This window comes from Solitalea canadensis DSM 3403 (genome assembly GCF_000242635.2).
GTDB lineage: Bacteria > Bacteroidota > Bacteroidia > Sphingobacteriales > Sphingobacteriaceae > Solitalea > Solitalea canadensis.
Genome location: NC_017770.1, coordinates 1202809 through 1217861 on the forward strand (window position 1 = coordinate 1202809; position 15053 = coordinate 1217861).

The window sequence follows — 15053 nt, forward strand, 5'->3', positions numbered from 1 at the left end:
GATAGAGGAGTTTACTATCGAGGAGGATATATGGGAGCTTCTACCTGGGAAGGATGGAACAGCCAATTTATGGGGCAGATCGATTGGGGACCTTCTTCGCTCAGGGTAGTGTAAGACGATATGAACTGAAAGATCACTTAGGAAATGTGCGAGGGCTCTTGTTACGTAGCAAAAATGGAATTAATGCTGATATTTACAGTTTCAAAGATTATTATGCCTTTGGTAGTAAAGCTCAAAGTGGCGGAACGGATGATTATCGCTATGATTATCAGGGGCAATATGCTGAAAAGGATAAGGAAACCGACTGGAATGCGTTTGATCTCCGTATGTACGATGCCAAAATAGGACGTTGGCTAAGTGTGGACCCTAAGGCTCAATATTGGTCACCGTATGTGGGGATGGGAAATAATCCTATTAGTGGGGTTGATCCTGATGGTGCATTTAAGTATTGGTTTGGTGCGTTTGTAAATTGGGTTGCAGGAGGATTTGAAGGGAGAATTGAAAAAAGTAATGAGGCGCGAAAAGGAGAGTGGTATATAGGCATTGATTACCCTATTGACGATAATGGAAACTATGGAGTACGGACTGTTCGTACTTTCGATTGGAATTTACCTAAAGTAACTATTCCAAATAAATATGGAGGGCTCAATGACTATCGGGCTTATCAGGCTTATCCATTTTATATTCCAGGTGAAACACGATTTGATAGGAGTTGTAGGTTATTTGCAGCTGCTCATAGAGAGGAGATGTTAGATTTTGGGGGCGGAGGTTATAATATGTTTGGGGGGTATGGAAAAGGTACGCAAATTGCGGAGGAACTTGTTGTTGCTTCTGGGGCTGGAGGGGAAACTCTTCCAATGGTAGTTGAAAGGATGATTATGAAAGGTGAAAAAATTGCTGATATTATCAATGAGGCAAAAGGATTAACTTGGACAACAGGAAATGAGTATGCTTTAGTAACTTTGCAGAATGGAGAAAGGGCATTAGTTAGTGGAGGGCCTGGTGGAATTAGTTTTAAAACGAATCAGATTATTAGATTATTCGGTCATACACATCCCACATCAGCAGGACCAAGTTCAGCTGATTTTGTGGCAGTTAAGTTATTAAATCAAAGCAAGCAATATGTGTTTCATGGAGGAAATATTACTCGAATTCCTTAAATAATTATGGCAATAAGTTTTATAGAACAATCTATATGTCCACTGTGTAGGGAAAAAATTTTGAGTTTGGAGGAGATGTATTCATTTCCTTCTTTCACACAAAATGCGAAAGATCCTCTATACATATTTAGCGATTCTTCAGTTCATTATAAATGTTTGTATAAACATGTTCATGGTAAAGAAGCATTACAGTTCGCAGAGGTTTTTTTTGTAAGAACAAAAATAGAAAATAGAAAATGTGTAGTAGATAATAAATTGATAACACGTTATGATGACTATCTTTTTATTGATCTATTGACTTCCGATAGTGATGAGGAGCTGTTTAACTTCAATTTTATTACTATTAATAAAAGAAATATTTCTAAATGGATAGATAGGAGTCGTTTTATTAAAGTAGCCAAGGAATTTAAGACAAACAATAAATGGCAAGACATTTCTTCCTTTAAGTTCTTAGACTTCTTAATTATTTTAATGACAGATATATAATCTCTATTTGTTGATTAAAGTCTTTTCTCTAGTCTTTGGTTGAGATCACTCTTTAGTTTGAAGTCTTCATAAGGAAGATTTCGGTGGCTAAATTATGTTTAATAGAAACATCTGGCATTTAGCCCCTTGTTATTGAAAATCTTAGCCTAGGTGAGACTTTCAACTGCAAGGGCGACAGAAGACTACCAATGAACCGATCATTAAAAAGTAAATCATCGGTTCATTTACTATTATTTTGGGATAGCTCTCATCGTTGGCTTTGTCTGGTTAATGGCATAATTCAATGATTTTACCAGAAGTTGTTGAAAGAGTTAAACATAGTTTCACTTTCAACTGCAATAAACACAGATCTCTAGCCGACAAAAAGCATTAAGCTTAGTTTAGTGCTTTTTGTCGGCTAGAGACTTTTTACTATTTGTCCTAACCTTGTAAGCGTAATTCAAATAACCATTTCACCTAATTTCATCCAATAAAAAATCCATTCCTCCAAATTGATATCTTTATCGCTATGAATGTCAGACTTACCGAAGAACAGAAAATCAAAATTCTCAATTCAGCCGATATTCTTAAAGTAATGCAACAGGTGTTGTTCGCGTGAACAAAAGAATGATCGGAACAAAGAACATTGGATAATATGTCATGCTTCAAATAACCAGCTATTGTTAATAGAGCTCATTTCTCTGGGAACCGTTAACCAAACATAGGTTGAACCAATGGAAATATTCAGTTTTGCATCCATATTAAAACAATTAAGCATCTATGCAAAAAACAAATTACATCTATCTTCTAATTACACTCTTTTTTCTATTTACTAACTACAAAAACTCATTTGGACAAAACGGAGAGTGGGTAAAAGGGCATTATTATACCTGGAGCGGAGAGCGGGTTGAAGGCTTCCTTAAACATCGTTTTCAGGCACAGTTTGGCTCCGGTCCTGATAATAGCCTGCGTTTTATGGCCGATAGAGATGCTAAAAGAATAACCCTCACAACTAAAGAAGTAAAAAGCTTTGTTTTGCAAATCGAAAGAGATAAAGTAGATAGTTTCATTGTCATCAAGAATTTTACTATAAATGTATTTGCGACCTATCGAGAGGATTTTGTGAAGGTAGTTGCCACGGGTCCTTTAAATTTATATATGCATTATAGCACCGTTTCGACAGGCTCCAAGTATGGGGCGACTACATCTCCTGTCAGCAATTGGTTGGTTCAAAAAGGGGAGTCGTTGACACTAATTAAAAATCAGTCAAACTTCAAAGAGGTAATGCCACAATTAGTTTCAGATGATACTGAACTTGTTGAAAAGATCACAAATAAAGAGTTTAAGTACAGAGACATAGAAGAAGTAATAAGGCTATATAACCAAAAACGCTTTACATCCCTCAACTGATAATTATCACCGTAGAATATTATTTTTTTAATTTCTTTGCCAACATATTTTTTTGATTTACCAATGAAAAAAGGATTACTATTACACTTTGTTTGCATGCTAATTGCAAGCACAGGTTTTGCTCAGACAGCTACATCATTAACAGTTCAGGATACCAGAAACACTAATCCTCTTCCTGAAACTTTTCAGAACACAGTCAGATATGACTTTAAAAGGACCGACGATATTGGAGTGCCAGGGGCATTGTCTTATTCAGGATTAATGACATTAGCATAGTGGAGTGACGCGAGTGGTGGTAAAGTGCACCAAATGAATTTTAATGATAGAGGAGTTTACTATCGAGGAGGATATATGGGAGCTTCTATCTGGGAAGGATGGAACAGCCAATTTATGGAGCTGATCGTTTGGGGACATTCTTCGTACAAGGTAGTGTAAGGCGGTACGAATTAAAAGACCATTTAGGCAATGTAAGAGCTGTATTGTTACGTAGCAAAAATGGAATTAATGCTGATATTTACAGTTTCAAAGATTATTATGCCTTTGGTAGTAAAGCTCAAAGTGGAGGAGCGGATGATTATCGTTATGACTATCAGGGCCAATTTGCTGAAAAGGATAAGGAAACCGACTGGAATGCCTTTGATCTTAGAATGTATGATGCCAAGATTGGCCGTTGGTTAAGCGTAGATCCTAAAAATCAATACTGGTCACCATATGTTGGTATGGGAAATAATCCTGTAAGTGGGATTGACCCTGATGGTGCATTTAAAACTTGGTTTGGAGCATTTAGGGCTTGGATTGGGGGAGGTTTTAAGGGGGAAATTCATAAAGCAAATGACGGAGAGCGAAAAGGAGAATATTATATTGGTACAGAGAATACTTCTGCAAGTCTTGGAGATTTTGGCAAAGGATATAGTATAGATTTCTCTTTTAAAAAGGATTATGGGGGTAACGTTTTTTCGATGACAGGAGCTAAAGGTGAAGAGAAAGAAAAATGGAATCCAAACTGTGATCCAAGAATAACTAATCTTGATGACGTAATGTTCGGAGTAAGTATGGTTAATTCCTTAGCTACAATGAAAAGGCCAATTCCATTTAAGCCTTTGGATTGGCAACGAACATCATTGTCATTGTTGCAATATATTAAGGTAAATAATGATTATTTAGGAGTTGTTAATAAAGGATTAAGTTATATTGATTTAGTAAAACCAAAGCTGAAACCAGATACTATTATTAAAACAAGAACAGTTCATAGGGATTATAAAACTTATATGATAAATATGTTTGGAGACACAATTAGTACATCAACTGGCTCTCAAATAATTGGCACAGTCCAAGATACAATTGTAAATGGAGTTAAAATTAATAAGAATTAAATGGTTAATATGAAGTTAAAATTGTTTTATTTCACTTTTGTAATTACCTTATTTGCTTGCAAGAACGAGAAGAATAAATCCAATAAAATGCTTTGTGAATACTATCCAAACGGAAATATAAAAGCACTTATGAAATACGATGAAGATAAAAAAGTTGGTTATGTTAATGATTACTATGAAGATGGACAAATAGAAGATAGTATTTCAATAGTAAACAATTTACCCAATGGATATTCATATAGATATAGAAGAGATGGGAAAATCGAAACTATACGTTTTATCCGTAATGATAGAAAGTACGCTTCTGTATTTCATTTTGACAAAAATCAAAAGGTTGATTATTATGGTTTTCATGGTTTGAAAGGCCAATTATTGTATGGAGTGGAATACGATAGCAGTATGAACGTTAAAAGTGAAATGGGTAAATTAGCTCCTGATTGTAATACGGTTGATACTGTATTTGCAAAAGGAACAAGTTTTTTGTTTCATATACTTATTCCAACCCCTCCTCACATGGCGATAAAACTTGAAGTGAAGAAAGTTGATATGCTGAATAATCAATTAACACTTGAATCACATACAGTGAAGGAAGGCAGTGGAGACATAATGCTAAAATTAGATAGTTTGGGATATTATAAATGGATTTTTGTTACTTACTTTAATGATACAGTTGGATATAAAAAGAATGATACTACATTTAGAACAACGATGACTTTTAATCCTAAAATCAGATAGTATATTTCACGTAGTTGTTTCTTTAGAACCATATGTTGTTTGAAGTCTTCAATTTAGACTTCAAACTCAAAATAAAACAGAGGTCCCTGATTGACAAAAAGCATACTCTTAGTTTAGTGCTTCTTGTTAGTCAGAGACTTTTTATCTATTTGTAATCTATGTAACATTTCGTAAAACACTTAAGACAACCTGTGGGATGAAAACATTCGATTATAAAAGCTACCAGCCTCACAATAGAGCAGATTGAAAAGTTCAAGAAAAAAGATAGTTAGCATTACTCATTTAAAGCAATTAAACATCTATGCAAAAATCAAATTACATCTATCTTCTAATTACACTCTTTTTTCTATTTACTAACTGTAAAAATGCATCTGCCCAAAATGGAGAGTGGGTTAAAGGGCATTATACTTGGAGCGGAGAGCGGGTTGAAGGCTTCCTTAAACATCGTTTTCAGGCACAGTTTGGCTCCGGTCCTGATAATAGCCTACGTTTTATGGTCGATAGAGACGCTAAAAGAATAACCCTCACAACTAAAGAAGTAAAAAGCTTTGTTCTGCAAATCGAAAGAGGTAAAGTAGATAGTTTCATTGTCATAAAGAATTTCACTATAAATGTATTTGCGACCTATCGTGAGGATTTTGTGAAGGTAGTTGCCACGGGTCCTTTAAATTTATATATGCATTACAGCACAGTTTCGACAGGCTCCAAGTATGGGGCGACTACATCTCCTGTCAGCAATTGGTTGGTTCAAAAAGGGGAGTCGTTGACACTAATTAAAAATCAGTCAAACTTCAAAGAGGTAATGCCACAATTAGTTTCAGATGATACTGAACTTGTTGAAAAGATCACAAATAAAGAGTTTAAGTACAGAGACATAGAAGAAGTAATAAGGCTATATAACCAAAAACGCTTTACATCCCTCAACTGATAATTATCACCGTAGAATATTATTTTTTTAATTTCTTTGCCAACATATTTTTTTGATTTACCAATGAAAAAAGGATTACTATTACACTTTGTTTGCATGCTAATTGCAAGCACAGGTTTTGCTCAGACAGCTACATCATTAACAGTTCAGGATACCAGAAACACTAATCCTCTTCCTGAAACTTTTCAGAACACAGTCAGATATGACTTTAAAAGGACCGACGATATTGGAGTGCCAGGGGCATTGTCTTATTCAGGATTAATGACATTAGCATAGTGGAGTGACGCGAGTGGTGGTAAAGTGCACCAAATGAATTTTAATGATAGAGGAGTTTACTATCGAGGAGGATATATGGGAGCTTCTACCTGGGAAGGATGGAACAGCCAATTTATGGAGCTGATCGTCTGGGGACATTCTTCGTACAAGGTAGTGTTAGAAGATATGAACTGAAAGATCATTTAGGGAATGTGCGAGGTCTCTTGTTACGTAACAAAAATGGAATTAATGCAGATATTTACAGTTTCAAAGATTATTATGCCTTTGGTAGTAAAGCTCAAAGTGGAGGAACTGATGATTATCGTTATGATTATCAGGGGCAGTATAGTGAGAAAGAAAAAGAGAATGGATTAGACTGGAACGCCTTTGATTTGCGTATGTATGATGCTAAGATTGGTCGGTGGTTAAGTGTGGATCCTAAAGGGCAATACTGGTCTCCTTATGTAGGAATGGGGAATAACCCCATGAATGGGGTTGATCCAGATGGAGGTTTCTGGCAAGAGCTTGGAAATTGGCTGTTTTCATCAGAACATTTATGGGTGTCCAACACAGGGTTGGAATATTATAGAAATAATCCTGGTTCTAGTTATGAGTGGGAAGGAGACCGATTAACGGGAATGGCTAGGTTATCAAGTATGGATTATACATTTCAAGATTATAAAACTTCTACTCTTCCAGGTGTCAATGTGGCTCTTTTTAAAGCGGTTCAAGATTATACATTTGCTGGGGTAGATGTATATTTTGATCTGGAATGGAAAGTGACTGGAGGCTTTAGATCTTCTATGCTTCTGAAAAATTTTGAAGGATTTGATGTCAACATGTTGTCAGTTGACTTAGCAAAATTCAGTTTTGTTGATAATAAGATGTCAGTAATTGGCATCGACGGATTTTTAGGTGGTTCAGTCGGATATGAGCTTGCTCATGCAGGTGCAACGGTGGGCATTGAAGCATCCTTTGTAGGTTCTAGAGACTTGGCAACAAATAAGGTTAAAATAGAAGAAGCGTTGATGAAAATAAATGGCGGGTATGCGGGCATTGGAATTGAAGGAGCAATTGATTTGGCGCAAAAAAGATTATCTGGAGCAATAGCTTACGGAGTAAAAGGGGGTACTGGCCTTGTTACAGAAATTACTCCTAAACTTGTAGTTAAACAACATACACCATTTCATTGGTAGATATTATGGAAAATTTAATTAAGCTAACAAAAGGGCCTTTGATTTTATGGAGTCGAGTGGCTCCTATTGTGTTAATATTCGTCGACTCATTTTTTTTACTACTTATTGGAATAGGTGCTGGCATAGGCTCATTTTTAATATTAATTCCAGTTGCGATTATAGTATATCATTTTTTTGTTCACAAGGGATTAAGACTATTTAAATTGGTTGATCTTTATATATCTAATGATAATAGCTTTTTCGTTACTAAAAATTTAAAAGAAGAATCTGTAACCATAACAAAAGATGAGATAGTTAAAGTAAAGATTAGAGCGGGAATTACTATTTTAGAGAAGTTAGATGGAACTAAAGTTTATTTTATGCTTACGTCCCAAGATGATGTATTTCTTTTTGAGTAATTTCTATAATGTGCAGATTATTTGAAATAGTTGTTGAAAGTGAAATGTAGTGTCATTTGCAATACAGCAAATAAAGACAGAGGTCTCTAACCGACAAAAAGCATTAGACTTAGTTTTAGTTCTTTTTGTCAGTCAGAGACTTTCTTGCTTCAATATTATTAATAGAGCTCATTTCACTAGGAACTGTTAACCAAACATAGGTTGAACCAGTGGAAGTGTTCAGTTTTGCATTGTAGAAAGGGGCTGTTAATAATTATAATGGTACATAAGGGCTGTAAGAAAAGTTAATGGATAAGGAGAATAAATAGCCTCATTCATAATAAAAACAATTAAACATTTATGCGAAAACCAAATTACATCTATCTTCTAATTACACTCTTTTTTCTATTTACTAACTGTAAAAATGCATCTGCCCAAAATGGAGAATGGGTAAAAGGGCATTATTATACTTGGAGCGGAGAGCGGGTTGAAGGCTTCCTTAAACATCGTTTTCAGGCACAGTTTGGCTCCGGTCCTGATAATAGCCTGCGTTTTATGGTCGATAGAGACGCTAAAAGAATAACCCTCACAACTAAAGATGTAAAAAGCTTTGTTCTGCAAATCGAAAGAGGTAAAGTAGATAGTTTCATTGTCATAAAGAATTTCACTATAAATGTATTTGCGACCTATCGTGAGGATTTTGTCAAGGTAGTTGCAACGGGTCCTTTAAATTTATATATGCATTACAGCACAGTTTCGACAGGCTCCAAGTATGGGGTGACTACATCTCCTGTCAGCAATTGGTTGGTTCAAAAAGGGGAGTCGTTGACACTAATTAAAAATCAGTCAAACTTCAAAGAGGTAATGCCACAATTAGTTTCAGATGATACTGAACTTGTTGAAAAGATCACAAATAAAGAGTTTAAGTACAGAGACATAGAAGAAGTAATAAGACTATATAACCAAAAACACCTTACATCCCTCAACTGATAATTATCACCATAGAATATTATTTTTTTATTTTCTTTGCCAACATATTTTTTTGATTTACCAATGAAAAAAGGATTACTATTACAGATTGCTTGCATGCTAATTGCAAGTGCAGGTTTTGCTCAGACAGCTACATCACTAACGGTTCAGGATACCAGAAACACTAATCCTCTTCCTGAAACTTTTCAGAAAACAGTCAGATATGACTTTAAAAGGACCGACGATATTGGAGTGCCAGGGGCATTGTCTTATTCAGGATTAATGACATTGTCACAGTGGGAGGACGCAAGTGGCGGTAAAGTACACCAAATGAATTTTAATGATAGAGGAGTCTATTATCGAGGTGGATACATGGGTGCTACATCATGGGAAGGGTGGAAAAGATTAGTTATGGAAGATGAAAATGGAAATGTTCTATTAAATAGTGCAACAGCAGGAAATGTTGGTATTGGTATAAGCAGCCCATTAACTAAGGTTCATATTGTTAATCAGGCACAATTATCCAACTCCATGGGTGCTCTTATGATTGGATTAAATACAACAACTGCCAATTTACGATTCGGCTATAATACTGGTTATACATGGATACAGTCACATAATGGAGCTCCATTATACATCAATGAGATAGGTAATAATACAATTTTTAATGTAACATCAGGAAGTGTTGGAATTGGCACAAGAACTCCTGATCCTAATTATAAGCTTTCGGTAAATGGAAATATTCGTGCAAAAGAAATTAAGGTTGAATCAGGATGGGCAGATTTTGTATTCGAGCCTGATTATAAACTACGTTCATTGTCAGAAGTAGAAATGTTTATTAAACTAAATAAACACCTTCCTGAAATTCCTTCAGCAAAAGAGGTTGAAAACAATGGAATTGCAGTAGGGGAAATGAATGCCAAATTGCTTCAAAAGATTGAGGAGTTAACACTTTATTTGATTGAAATGAAAAAAGAAAATGAAGAGTTAAAATCATTGAAGAATGAAGTGGAACAGTTGAAAATGCTTGTTAAAGAGTTGTCCGAATCAAAGCATAAATAAGGTAATAAAGTTCATTTCCACTCAAAGTTCTCTGACCAACAAAAAGCATTTGTCTTAGTTTAGTGTTTCTTGTCTGTCAGAGACTTTACTATTTGCTGTCTTAAGTGACGCTTCGATGAACAATTATGACAACTATAGGTCAAAAACTGGAAAATGATAGACACTATTTTTGAGTTTTTAATCAACGTTTTACTAAGTACCTGATGCTTTTATTCGTTCTTTCTTCACTAAGAAAAGTCTTAAAGAGCTTCTGAATGAATCTAAGGACTTTAATGCCGGAGTAACAATCATTGTGATTTTAATAGTATTTCTATTGTTGAAGTTTTTCTAAAAAAATTAAACTGTCTGAAGTTTTCATTTACTATTTAGTAAGTGAGTTTTTGTGAAATACTTAAGGTTACGGATAACTTACATTATGGAAAATATATCAGAGAATGGATCTAGCTTGATTCTGGATGCACAGAAATCATATTATGTTATAGATGCCCTATACTTAAGTAATATTAACGAACAAATCTCTTCTTTAAACTTATTAGATCTAGATAATGAAATAAGAATGAAGGTTTTTCCATTCACGGATAGCCCATACATGAAATTTAAGCCTTTGAGAAATGTATTGTCAGTTATTGAAATAAGGCAGAATAATGAAACTATTAAAGAAAAGAAAGAGTGTTTTGATGTAGATTCGGGTATGATCATGCTAATAGATGATAAAATATTCATCGAAATTGTAACGAAGTTTAATTTTGGTGATTTAGTAGATTCTCAAACTTCTTTGATTAATATGGTTTTTTGGAAAGGATTAACAAAACAATTTGAATTGAATCAAATCGGAATAATTTTATCCCCAGGTGTTGATTCTGGTTATGAGTTTGTGGGAAGTGGGGAATATAAAATTGTACAAGAACTATAAATTCGAATCTCTAAATTGGAAACAAATACGATTAGACGGTCTAATACTACTTAAAGAACTATTAAAATCAAATCATAAATAAGATAGTAGTGTTCCATTACTTATATAAATACCTTTTGAACAAAGTGAAACTATTTTCTGTATCTTCAATTATCATTCCTGTGGTTGAAAATAATTATGAACAAAATACTTCTATCAATTGTGATGTTATTATCGCTGCAAAAGGCGATAGCTCAAAATAAAACAATAGCTCAATTTGCTATCTGGAAACCCAACCCGGGTCAGGATCAAAGTTTTGAAAACGGATATAAAAAACATCTAACCTGGCATAAAGCCAATAACGATCCTTGGAGTTGGTATGGTTGGTTTATTAGTTCCGGTCCACGTTGTGGTCAATTTGTGGATGCAACTTTTGATCATTCATGGGGCGATTTTGATCATTCCGTAAAACCTGGCGAGGACATGGCCGACAATGAATTGCATGTGTTTCCTTTTGCAACTTTACAAACAGTTTTTAAGGCTTCTTACTTGAAAGATGTAAGTGTTTCTAATGAGAGTAGTTTAAAATCTAAGTTTCTGCGGCTTATTACATTAGAGGTAAATGACGTCTCCAACGGAATAAAAATGTTGGAAAAGCTAAAAACAACCAACACCGATATTAAAACACTTATGTGCTATAAAATAGTTGATGGGGGTAGTTTAAATCAACTACTGCTGTTATTGGGTTTTAATAGTTTTAGTGAATACGAAAAAGCTGAAAACCTACAGAATCAACTCTCAGCTATTGAAAGCTCTTTCAAAATGAGCATCATAAAATCAATTACATCCGAAACGCTGGTTTACAGTGCTGATATGAGTTTGTTTCCCAATTAAAGCCTATTTATTGTTAAGTATTAGTTCCAATGCATATCAGTTGTTGGAAGCCTTGAGGCTTGGCGGTTATAATTTCTTTAATGATTGCCTATTAAATGACGTTTTACTGAATGTTTAAGACATTTTGATGATCCCATTTTGCAACCCTTCACATCATTACTACTTTATCATTCCTTAACAATCTTTCTCGTTACGAAATAATTTTAATTAATATCTTCGCGGCCATTAACCAAAAATTATTGAATGAGAAAACTTTACCAATTCCTTATTTGTTCCTTTTTGTTGTCGGCCCTGTCTTTTACTTCTAAGGCACAGCTGTTAACTTCTTTAAGAGGAAGTAATTATGCAGGTATTTATAGCATTTACTACAATCCCGCGGAGATTGTTGATAGCCGTTACAGCTTTGATATGAACCTGATTAGTTTTTCCTCAAGTTTTACGAATGATTTCGGTACGCTTAATCGTAACTATTTGTTTGATAAAGGCTTTCTGAAGTTTAATGTGAAGGATGATATCAATCCGTATTTAACTTTTGCTCAGGATACTAAAATGCGTACTGGAGTAGCTAATACATCGGTTTACGGTCCGTCGTTTATGTTTACTTTCGGCAAAAAACGGCAGCAAAGCTTTGCACTTTTCACCAAGGCAAATGTTTATAGTAATGTAAACGGAGTGAGTGGGGAGTTTGCAACGCTTGTGAATGATGATTTTAAAAACGATGCACTAACCGGAAAGCCAATCAAATTAACGAATCTAACGACAACAGCAGTTGGATGGGGTGAAATCGGTGCGACTTACGGTCATGTGTTGTTAAACCGCAATAAGAACTTTCTTAAAGGAGCGATCTCTGTTAAATACGTAAGAGGGTATGCTTCAGCTTATATCAACAGTAAACAACTATCACTTCAATTAACAGACCCAATAAACGGGAAGGCAAATGTTATTGGCGATTTGAGTATCGGACACTCTACTAATTTTGATCCTGTTTCCGGAGATCTTCAAAAGGATAAAATCGGAGGTAAGGCAACAGGGGCAGTCGATTTAGGTTTGGTGTATGAATATCGCCCTAAATACAATAGTTTTTATTACGAAATGGATCAAGAGAAAGGCCGTGTGCGACATGATAAAAATAAGTATTTATTTAAGGCAGCTGTTTCCATCACTGATTTAGGTGGAGCATTGAAATTTGATAAAGGTAATTTCAGCAGAGAATATCTTGTTCAGAAAGAAAATTACGATATGACAGGATTGCCAAGTCCGGTTGATATTAAAGATTTTGTTGGCAAGTTAGATGCTGACTTCGTAAATAAAGGGGCATCTGATAAAGATTATGAGTTCGGTTTACCAACAACCATGAATGCCAATTTTGACTATCATATTTGGAGAGGTTTTTACGTAAATGCAAACGCTTATGTTCCATTGAGCAATAAAAATAAGCTGAACGCGCATTATGTAAATATTTACAGCTTAACACCACGTTTAGAGACGGGTAATTTCGGCGTTTATTTTCCGGTAACCTATTCGGGTCATAAGGATATGAATGTTGGCTTTACGCTTAGAGCTGGTTCGTTCATGATCGGAACCGGTACAGTTGCACCATTATTCGGAAAGCAAGATATCAAAGCGGCTGATGTGCACTTTGGTATTCGTATTCCTGTTTTGAAGAAACATCCGAAAGACCGTGATAATGATTTGATTTCTGATAAGAAAGATAAATGTAAAAAGGTTCCTGGTGATCCTCAGTTTTGGGGATGTCCTGATACGGATAAAGACGGGGTTCAGGATAGTGAAGACAAATGTCCGGAAGTTGCAGGAAAAGCAGAATTTGGTGGTTGTCCTGATACCGATAACGATGGAGTGCAGGATAGTGAAGATAAATGCCCGACCATTGCAGGAAAGTCAGAATTTGCAGGCTGCCCTGATACGGATAATGACGGAATTATTGACAGCTTGGATCAATGCCCTGAATTGGCCGGACCTAAAGAATTGAATGGTTGTCCGGATACCGATGGGGATGGAATTATCGATCCGAAAGATAAATGTCCAACAGAAAAAGGTTTACCGGAATTTGATGGTTGTCCGTTAAGAGATAAAGACGGCGATGGAGTAAAAGATGAAGTGGATGAATGTCCAACGGTAGCGGGACCGGTAGAAAACAAAGGTTGTCCTTACCCTGATACGGATGGAGACGGAGTATTAGATAAAGACGATTACTGTCCGTTAACACCAGGTGACCCAGCAAACAACGGTTGTCCGGTTATTAAGGAAGAAGTGAAGAAAATTCTTGAAAAAGCGTTTGATAAGCTTGAATTCACTACCGGAAAATCAGTCATTAAAAGTGTTTCATTTGCTTCACTAAATGATCTTGCAAAGATCATGAAAGAAAATGCAGCTTATAAGCTCCGTATAGAAGGTCATACTGATAATGTAGGCAAGCGTGCAAACAACATGACACTGTCTAAAAACAGGGCTAATGCTGTTAAAAACTACCTTGTGAAAAAAGGAGTGGAAGCAACCAGATTCGATGTTAAATGGTACGGTCCGGATAAGCCGGTAGCAGATAATGCAACCGCAGAAGGCCGCCAACAAAATCGTCGTGTAGAAATGACAATAGTATTTGAATAAACTCTTTTTAAAAATTGTTGAAAGCCTTCGGTAGAAATGCCGAAGGCTTTCCTTTTAATGGCTCAATTTTTTATAATTATAGGAACTTTTGTTAATTAAGTATCCATTGTATCATACAAATAAATCTGAACATCTTCATTGCTTGCTAAAATCTTTCTGTCAACAGCACATTTTTGTCCTATTTCTGACCGAAAAGCATTCATCATTGCTTCGAGGGAATCAAAATATAAATTAGCTATTCGATAAGGTTCAGAATGTCCCGTTAATGAGATAATAGTACCATCATTTATTTCATACTTTATTAGTCCTGGTAATTGCTTCGCCAAAGGAATGTGTACATCAAAATAATGTTGTTCGAAGAATTCTTTATCCTTTGGCGTTTTATAAATCACAGTCATTTTTGCCATAATAATTATTACTTGAGTTGTTATTGCTTCTCTTTCAAATGTATTGTCCAAAAGTTACTTGAAAAGGGCGTTAAATGGACTTTGTTGTAGGTTGATTTGGACAAAATGAAATTTCCTTTTTTATATATTGGAAATGTTTTTAGGGGGACTACGTTGTAGATCCTCAGTTTATTAATATAGCCCGTTGTGCGATTTGATTTCACATATGTGAATTTAAAGCATAAATTATCATATAAGCCAAAATCGCATTGTACAGTTCGGGAGAGATGATTTAAATACTTGCACTAACTGTCGGAGAACTGTAC

Annotated in this window: 16 protein-coding genes; 15 read left to right on the forward strand and 1 reads right to left on the reverse strand. The window is 35.2% G+C overall.

What is annotated here, in order from left to right; translation table 11 throughout:
• The first annotated feature begins 53 nt into the window (after nt 1–53).
• The 15 genes from SOLCA_RS04990 to SOLCA_RS23910 all read left to right on the forward strand — a co-directional run bounded on the left by SOLCA_RS04990 (nt 54) and on the right by SOLCA_RS23910 (nt 14341).
• A complete protein-coding gene (locus SOLCA_RS04990) occupies nt 54–1160 on the forward strand; it encodes an RHS repeat-associated core domain-containing protein (RefSeq protein WP_014679357.1) in 1107 nt (368 codons plus the stop codon).
• 6 nt (nt 1161–1166) lie between these two features.
• The gene (locus SOLCA_RS04995) at nt 1167–1646 is read left to right on the forward strand and encodes a hypothetical protein (protein WP_014679358.1); all 480 of its coding nucleotides are present in this window, start codon (nt 1167–1169) and stop codon (nt 1644–1646) included.
• A 759-nt stretch (nt 1647–2405) separates the two neighbouring features.
• Nucleotides 2406–3035 carry a hypothetical protein gene (locus SOLCA_RS05000; protein ID WP_014679360.1) on the forward strand — a complete coding sequence of 210 codons (630 nt, stop codon included), beginning with the start codon at nt 2406–2408 and terminating at the stop codon, nt 3033–3035.
• Between the two features lie 63 nt (nt 3036–3098).
• Nucleotides 3099–3311: a hypothetical protein gene (locus SOLCA_RS05005; RefSeq protein ID WP_014679361.1), complete on the forward strand. Its 213-nt coding sequence runs from the start codon at nt 3099–3101 to the stop codon at nt 3309–3311.
• Between the two features lie 98 nt (nt 3312–3409).
• Nucleotides 3410–4408, forward strand: coding sequence for an RHS repeat domain-containing protein (locus tag SOLCA_RS05010; protein WP_014679362.1), 999 nt, complete (start codon nt 3410–3412; stop codon nt 4406–4408).
• A 9-nt stretch (nt 4409–4417) separates the two neighbouring features.
• The gene (locus SOLCA_RS05015) at nt 4418–5143 is read left to right on the forward strand and encodes a toxin-antitoxin system YwqK family antitoxin (RefSeq protein WP_157604514.1); all 726 of its coding nucleotides are present in this window, start codon (nt 4418–4420) and stop codon (nt 5141–5143) included.
• Between the two features lie 301 nt (nt 5144–5444).
• The gene (locus SOLCA_RS05020; RefSeq protein ID WP_014679364.1) at nt 5445–6071 is read left to right on the forward strand and encodes a hypothetical protein; all 627 of its coding nucleotides are present in this window, start codon (nt 5445–5447) and stop codon (nt 6069–6071) included.
• 63 nt (nt 6072–6134) lie between these two features.
• Entirely contained in the window at nt 6135–6347 is a 213-nt protein-coding gene (locus tag SOLCA_RS05025; RefSeq protein ID WP_014679361.1) for a hypothetical protein, read from the forward strand.
• A 98-nt stretch (nt 6348–6445) separates the two neighbouring features.
• Nucleotides 6446–7522, forward strand: a complete 1077-nt coding sequence (locus SOLCA_RS05030; RefSeq protein WP_014679365.1) for an RHS repeat-associated core domain-containing protein — start codon at nt 6446–6448, stop codon at nt 7520–7522.
• Between the two features lie 5 nt (nt 7523–7527).
• A complete protein-coding gene (locus tag SOLCA_RS05035) occupies nt 7528–7920 on the forward strand; it encodes a hypothetical protein (RefSeq protein ID WP_014679366.1) in 393 nt (130 codons plus the stop codon).
• Nucleotides 7921–8259: 339 nt separating this feature from the next.
• Complete coding sequence (locus SOLCA_RS05040; RefSeq protein WP_014679367.1) at nt 8260–8889, forward strand: hypothetical protein; 630 nt, start codon at nt 8260–8262, stop codon at nt 8887–8889.
• 63 nt (nt 8890–8952) lie between these two features.
• A complete protein-coding gene (locus SOLCA_RS23585; RefSeq protein ID WP_014679368.1) occupies nt 8953–9930 on the forward strand; it encodes a hypothetical protein in 978 nt (325 codons plus the stop codon).
• Nucleotides 9931–10345: 415 nt separating this feature from the next.
• Nucleotides 10346–10843: a hypothetical protein gene (locus SOLCA_RS05050; protein ID WP_014679369.1), complete on the forward strand. Its 498-nt coding sequence runs from the start codon at nt 10346–10348 to the stop codon at nt 10841–10843.
• Between the two features lie 177 nt (nt 10844–11020).
• Nucleotides 11021–11716, forward strand: coding sequence for a hypothetical protein (locus SOLCA_RS05055; protein WP_014679370.1), 696 nt, complete (start codon nt 11021–11023; stop codon nt 11714–11716).
• 1572 nt (nt 11717–13288) lie between these two features.
• Nucleotides 13289–14341 carry an OmpA family protein gene (locus SOLCA_RS23910; protein WP_407635814.1) on the forward strand — a complete coding sequence of 351 codons (1053 nt, stop codon included), beginning with the start codon at nt 13289–13291 and terminating at the stop codon, nt 14339–14341.
• Nucleotides 14342–14436: 95 nt separating this feature from the next.
• Here SOLCA_RS23910 and SOLCA_RS05065 read toward each other — a convergent pair whose 3' ends face one another.
• Nucleotides 14437–14748: an EthD family reductase gene (locus SOLCA_RS05065; protein ID WP_014679372.1), complete on the reverse strand. Its 312-nt coding sequence runs from the start codon at nt 14746–14748 to the stop codon at nt 14437–14439.
• Nucleotides 14749–15053: the final 305 nt, after the last annotated feature.

Bases quoted from the DNA above. Each gene is read 5' to 3' on its own strand.
- SOLCA_RS04990 (WP_014679357.1), top strand. From the start codon at position 54: ATGGAACAGCCAATTTATGGGGCAGATCGATTGGGGACCTTCTTCGCT.
- SOLCA_RS04995 (WP_014679358.1), top strand. From the start codon at position 1,167: ATGGCAATAAGTTTTATAGAACAATCTATATGTCCACTGTGTAGGGAA.
- SOLCA_RS05000 (WP_014679360.1), top strand. From the start codon at position 2,406: ATGCAAAAAACAAATTACATCTATCTTCTAATTACACTCTTTTTTCTA.
- SOLCA_RS05005 (WP_014679361.1), top strand. From the start codon at position 3,099: ATGAAAAAAGGATTACTATTACACTTTGTTTGCATGCTAATTGCAAGC.
- SOLCA_RS05010 (WP_014679362.1), top strand. From the start codon at position 3,410: ATGGAACAGCCAATTTATGGAGCTGATCGTTTGGGGACATTCTTCGTA.
- SOLCA_RS05015 (WP_157604514.1), top strand. From the start codon at position 4,418: ATGAAGTTAAAATTGTTTTATTTCACTTTTGTAATTACCTTATTTGCT.
- SOLCA_RS05020 (WP_014679364.1), top strand. From the start codon at position 5,445: ATGCAAAAATCAAATTACATCTATCTTCTAATTACACTCTTTTTTCTA.
- SOLCA_RS05025 (WP_014679361.1), top strand. From the start codon at position 6,135: ATGAAAAAAGGATTACTATTACACTTTGTTTGCATGCTAATTGCAAGC.
- SOLCA_RS05030 (WP_014679365.1), top strand. From the start codon at position 6,446: ATGGAACAGCCAATTTATGGAGCTGATCGTCTGGGGACATTCTTCGTA.
- SOLCA_RS05035 (WP_014679366.1), top strand. From the start codon at position 7,528: ATGGAAAATTTAATTAAGCTAACAAAAGGGCCTTTGATTTTATGGAGT.
- SOLCA_RS05040 (WP_014679367.1), top strand. From the start codon at position 8,260: ATGCGAAAACCAAATTACATCTATCTTCTAATTACACTCTTTTTTCTA.
- SOLCA_RS23585 (WP_014679368.1), top strand. From the start codon at position 8,953: ATGAAAAAAGGATTACTATTACAGATTGCTTGCATGCTAATTGCAAGT.
- SOLCA_RS05050 (WP_014679369.1), top strand. From the start codon at position 10,346: ATGGAAAATATATCAGAGAATGGATCTAGCTTGATTCTGGATGCACAG.
- SOLCA_RS05055 (WP_014679370.1), top strand. From the start codon at position 11,021: ATGAACAAAATACTTCTATCAATTGTGATGTTATTATCGCTGCAAAAG.
- SOLCA_RS23910 (WP_407635814.1), top strand. From the start codon at position 13,289: ATGATCGGAACCGGTACAGTTGCACCATTATTCGGAAAGCAAGATATC.
- SOLCA_RS05065 (WP_014679372.1), bottom strand. From the start codon at position 14,748: ATGGCAAAAATGACTGTGATTTATAAAACGCCAAAGGATAAAGAATTC.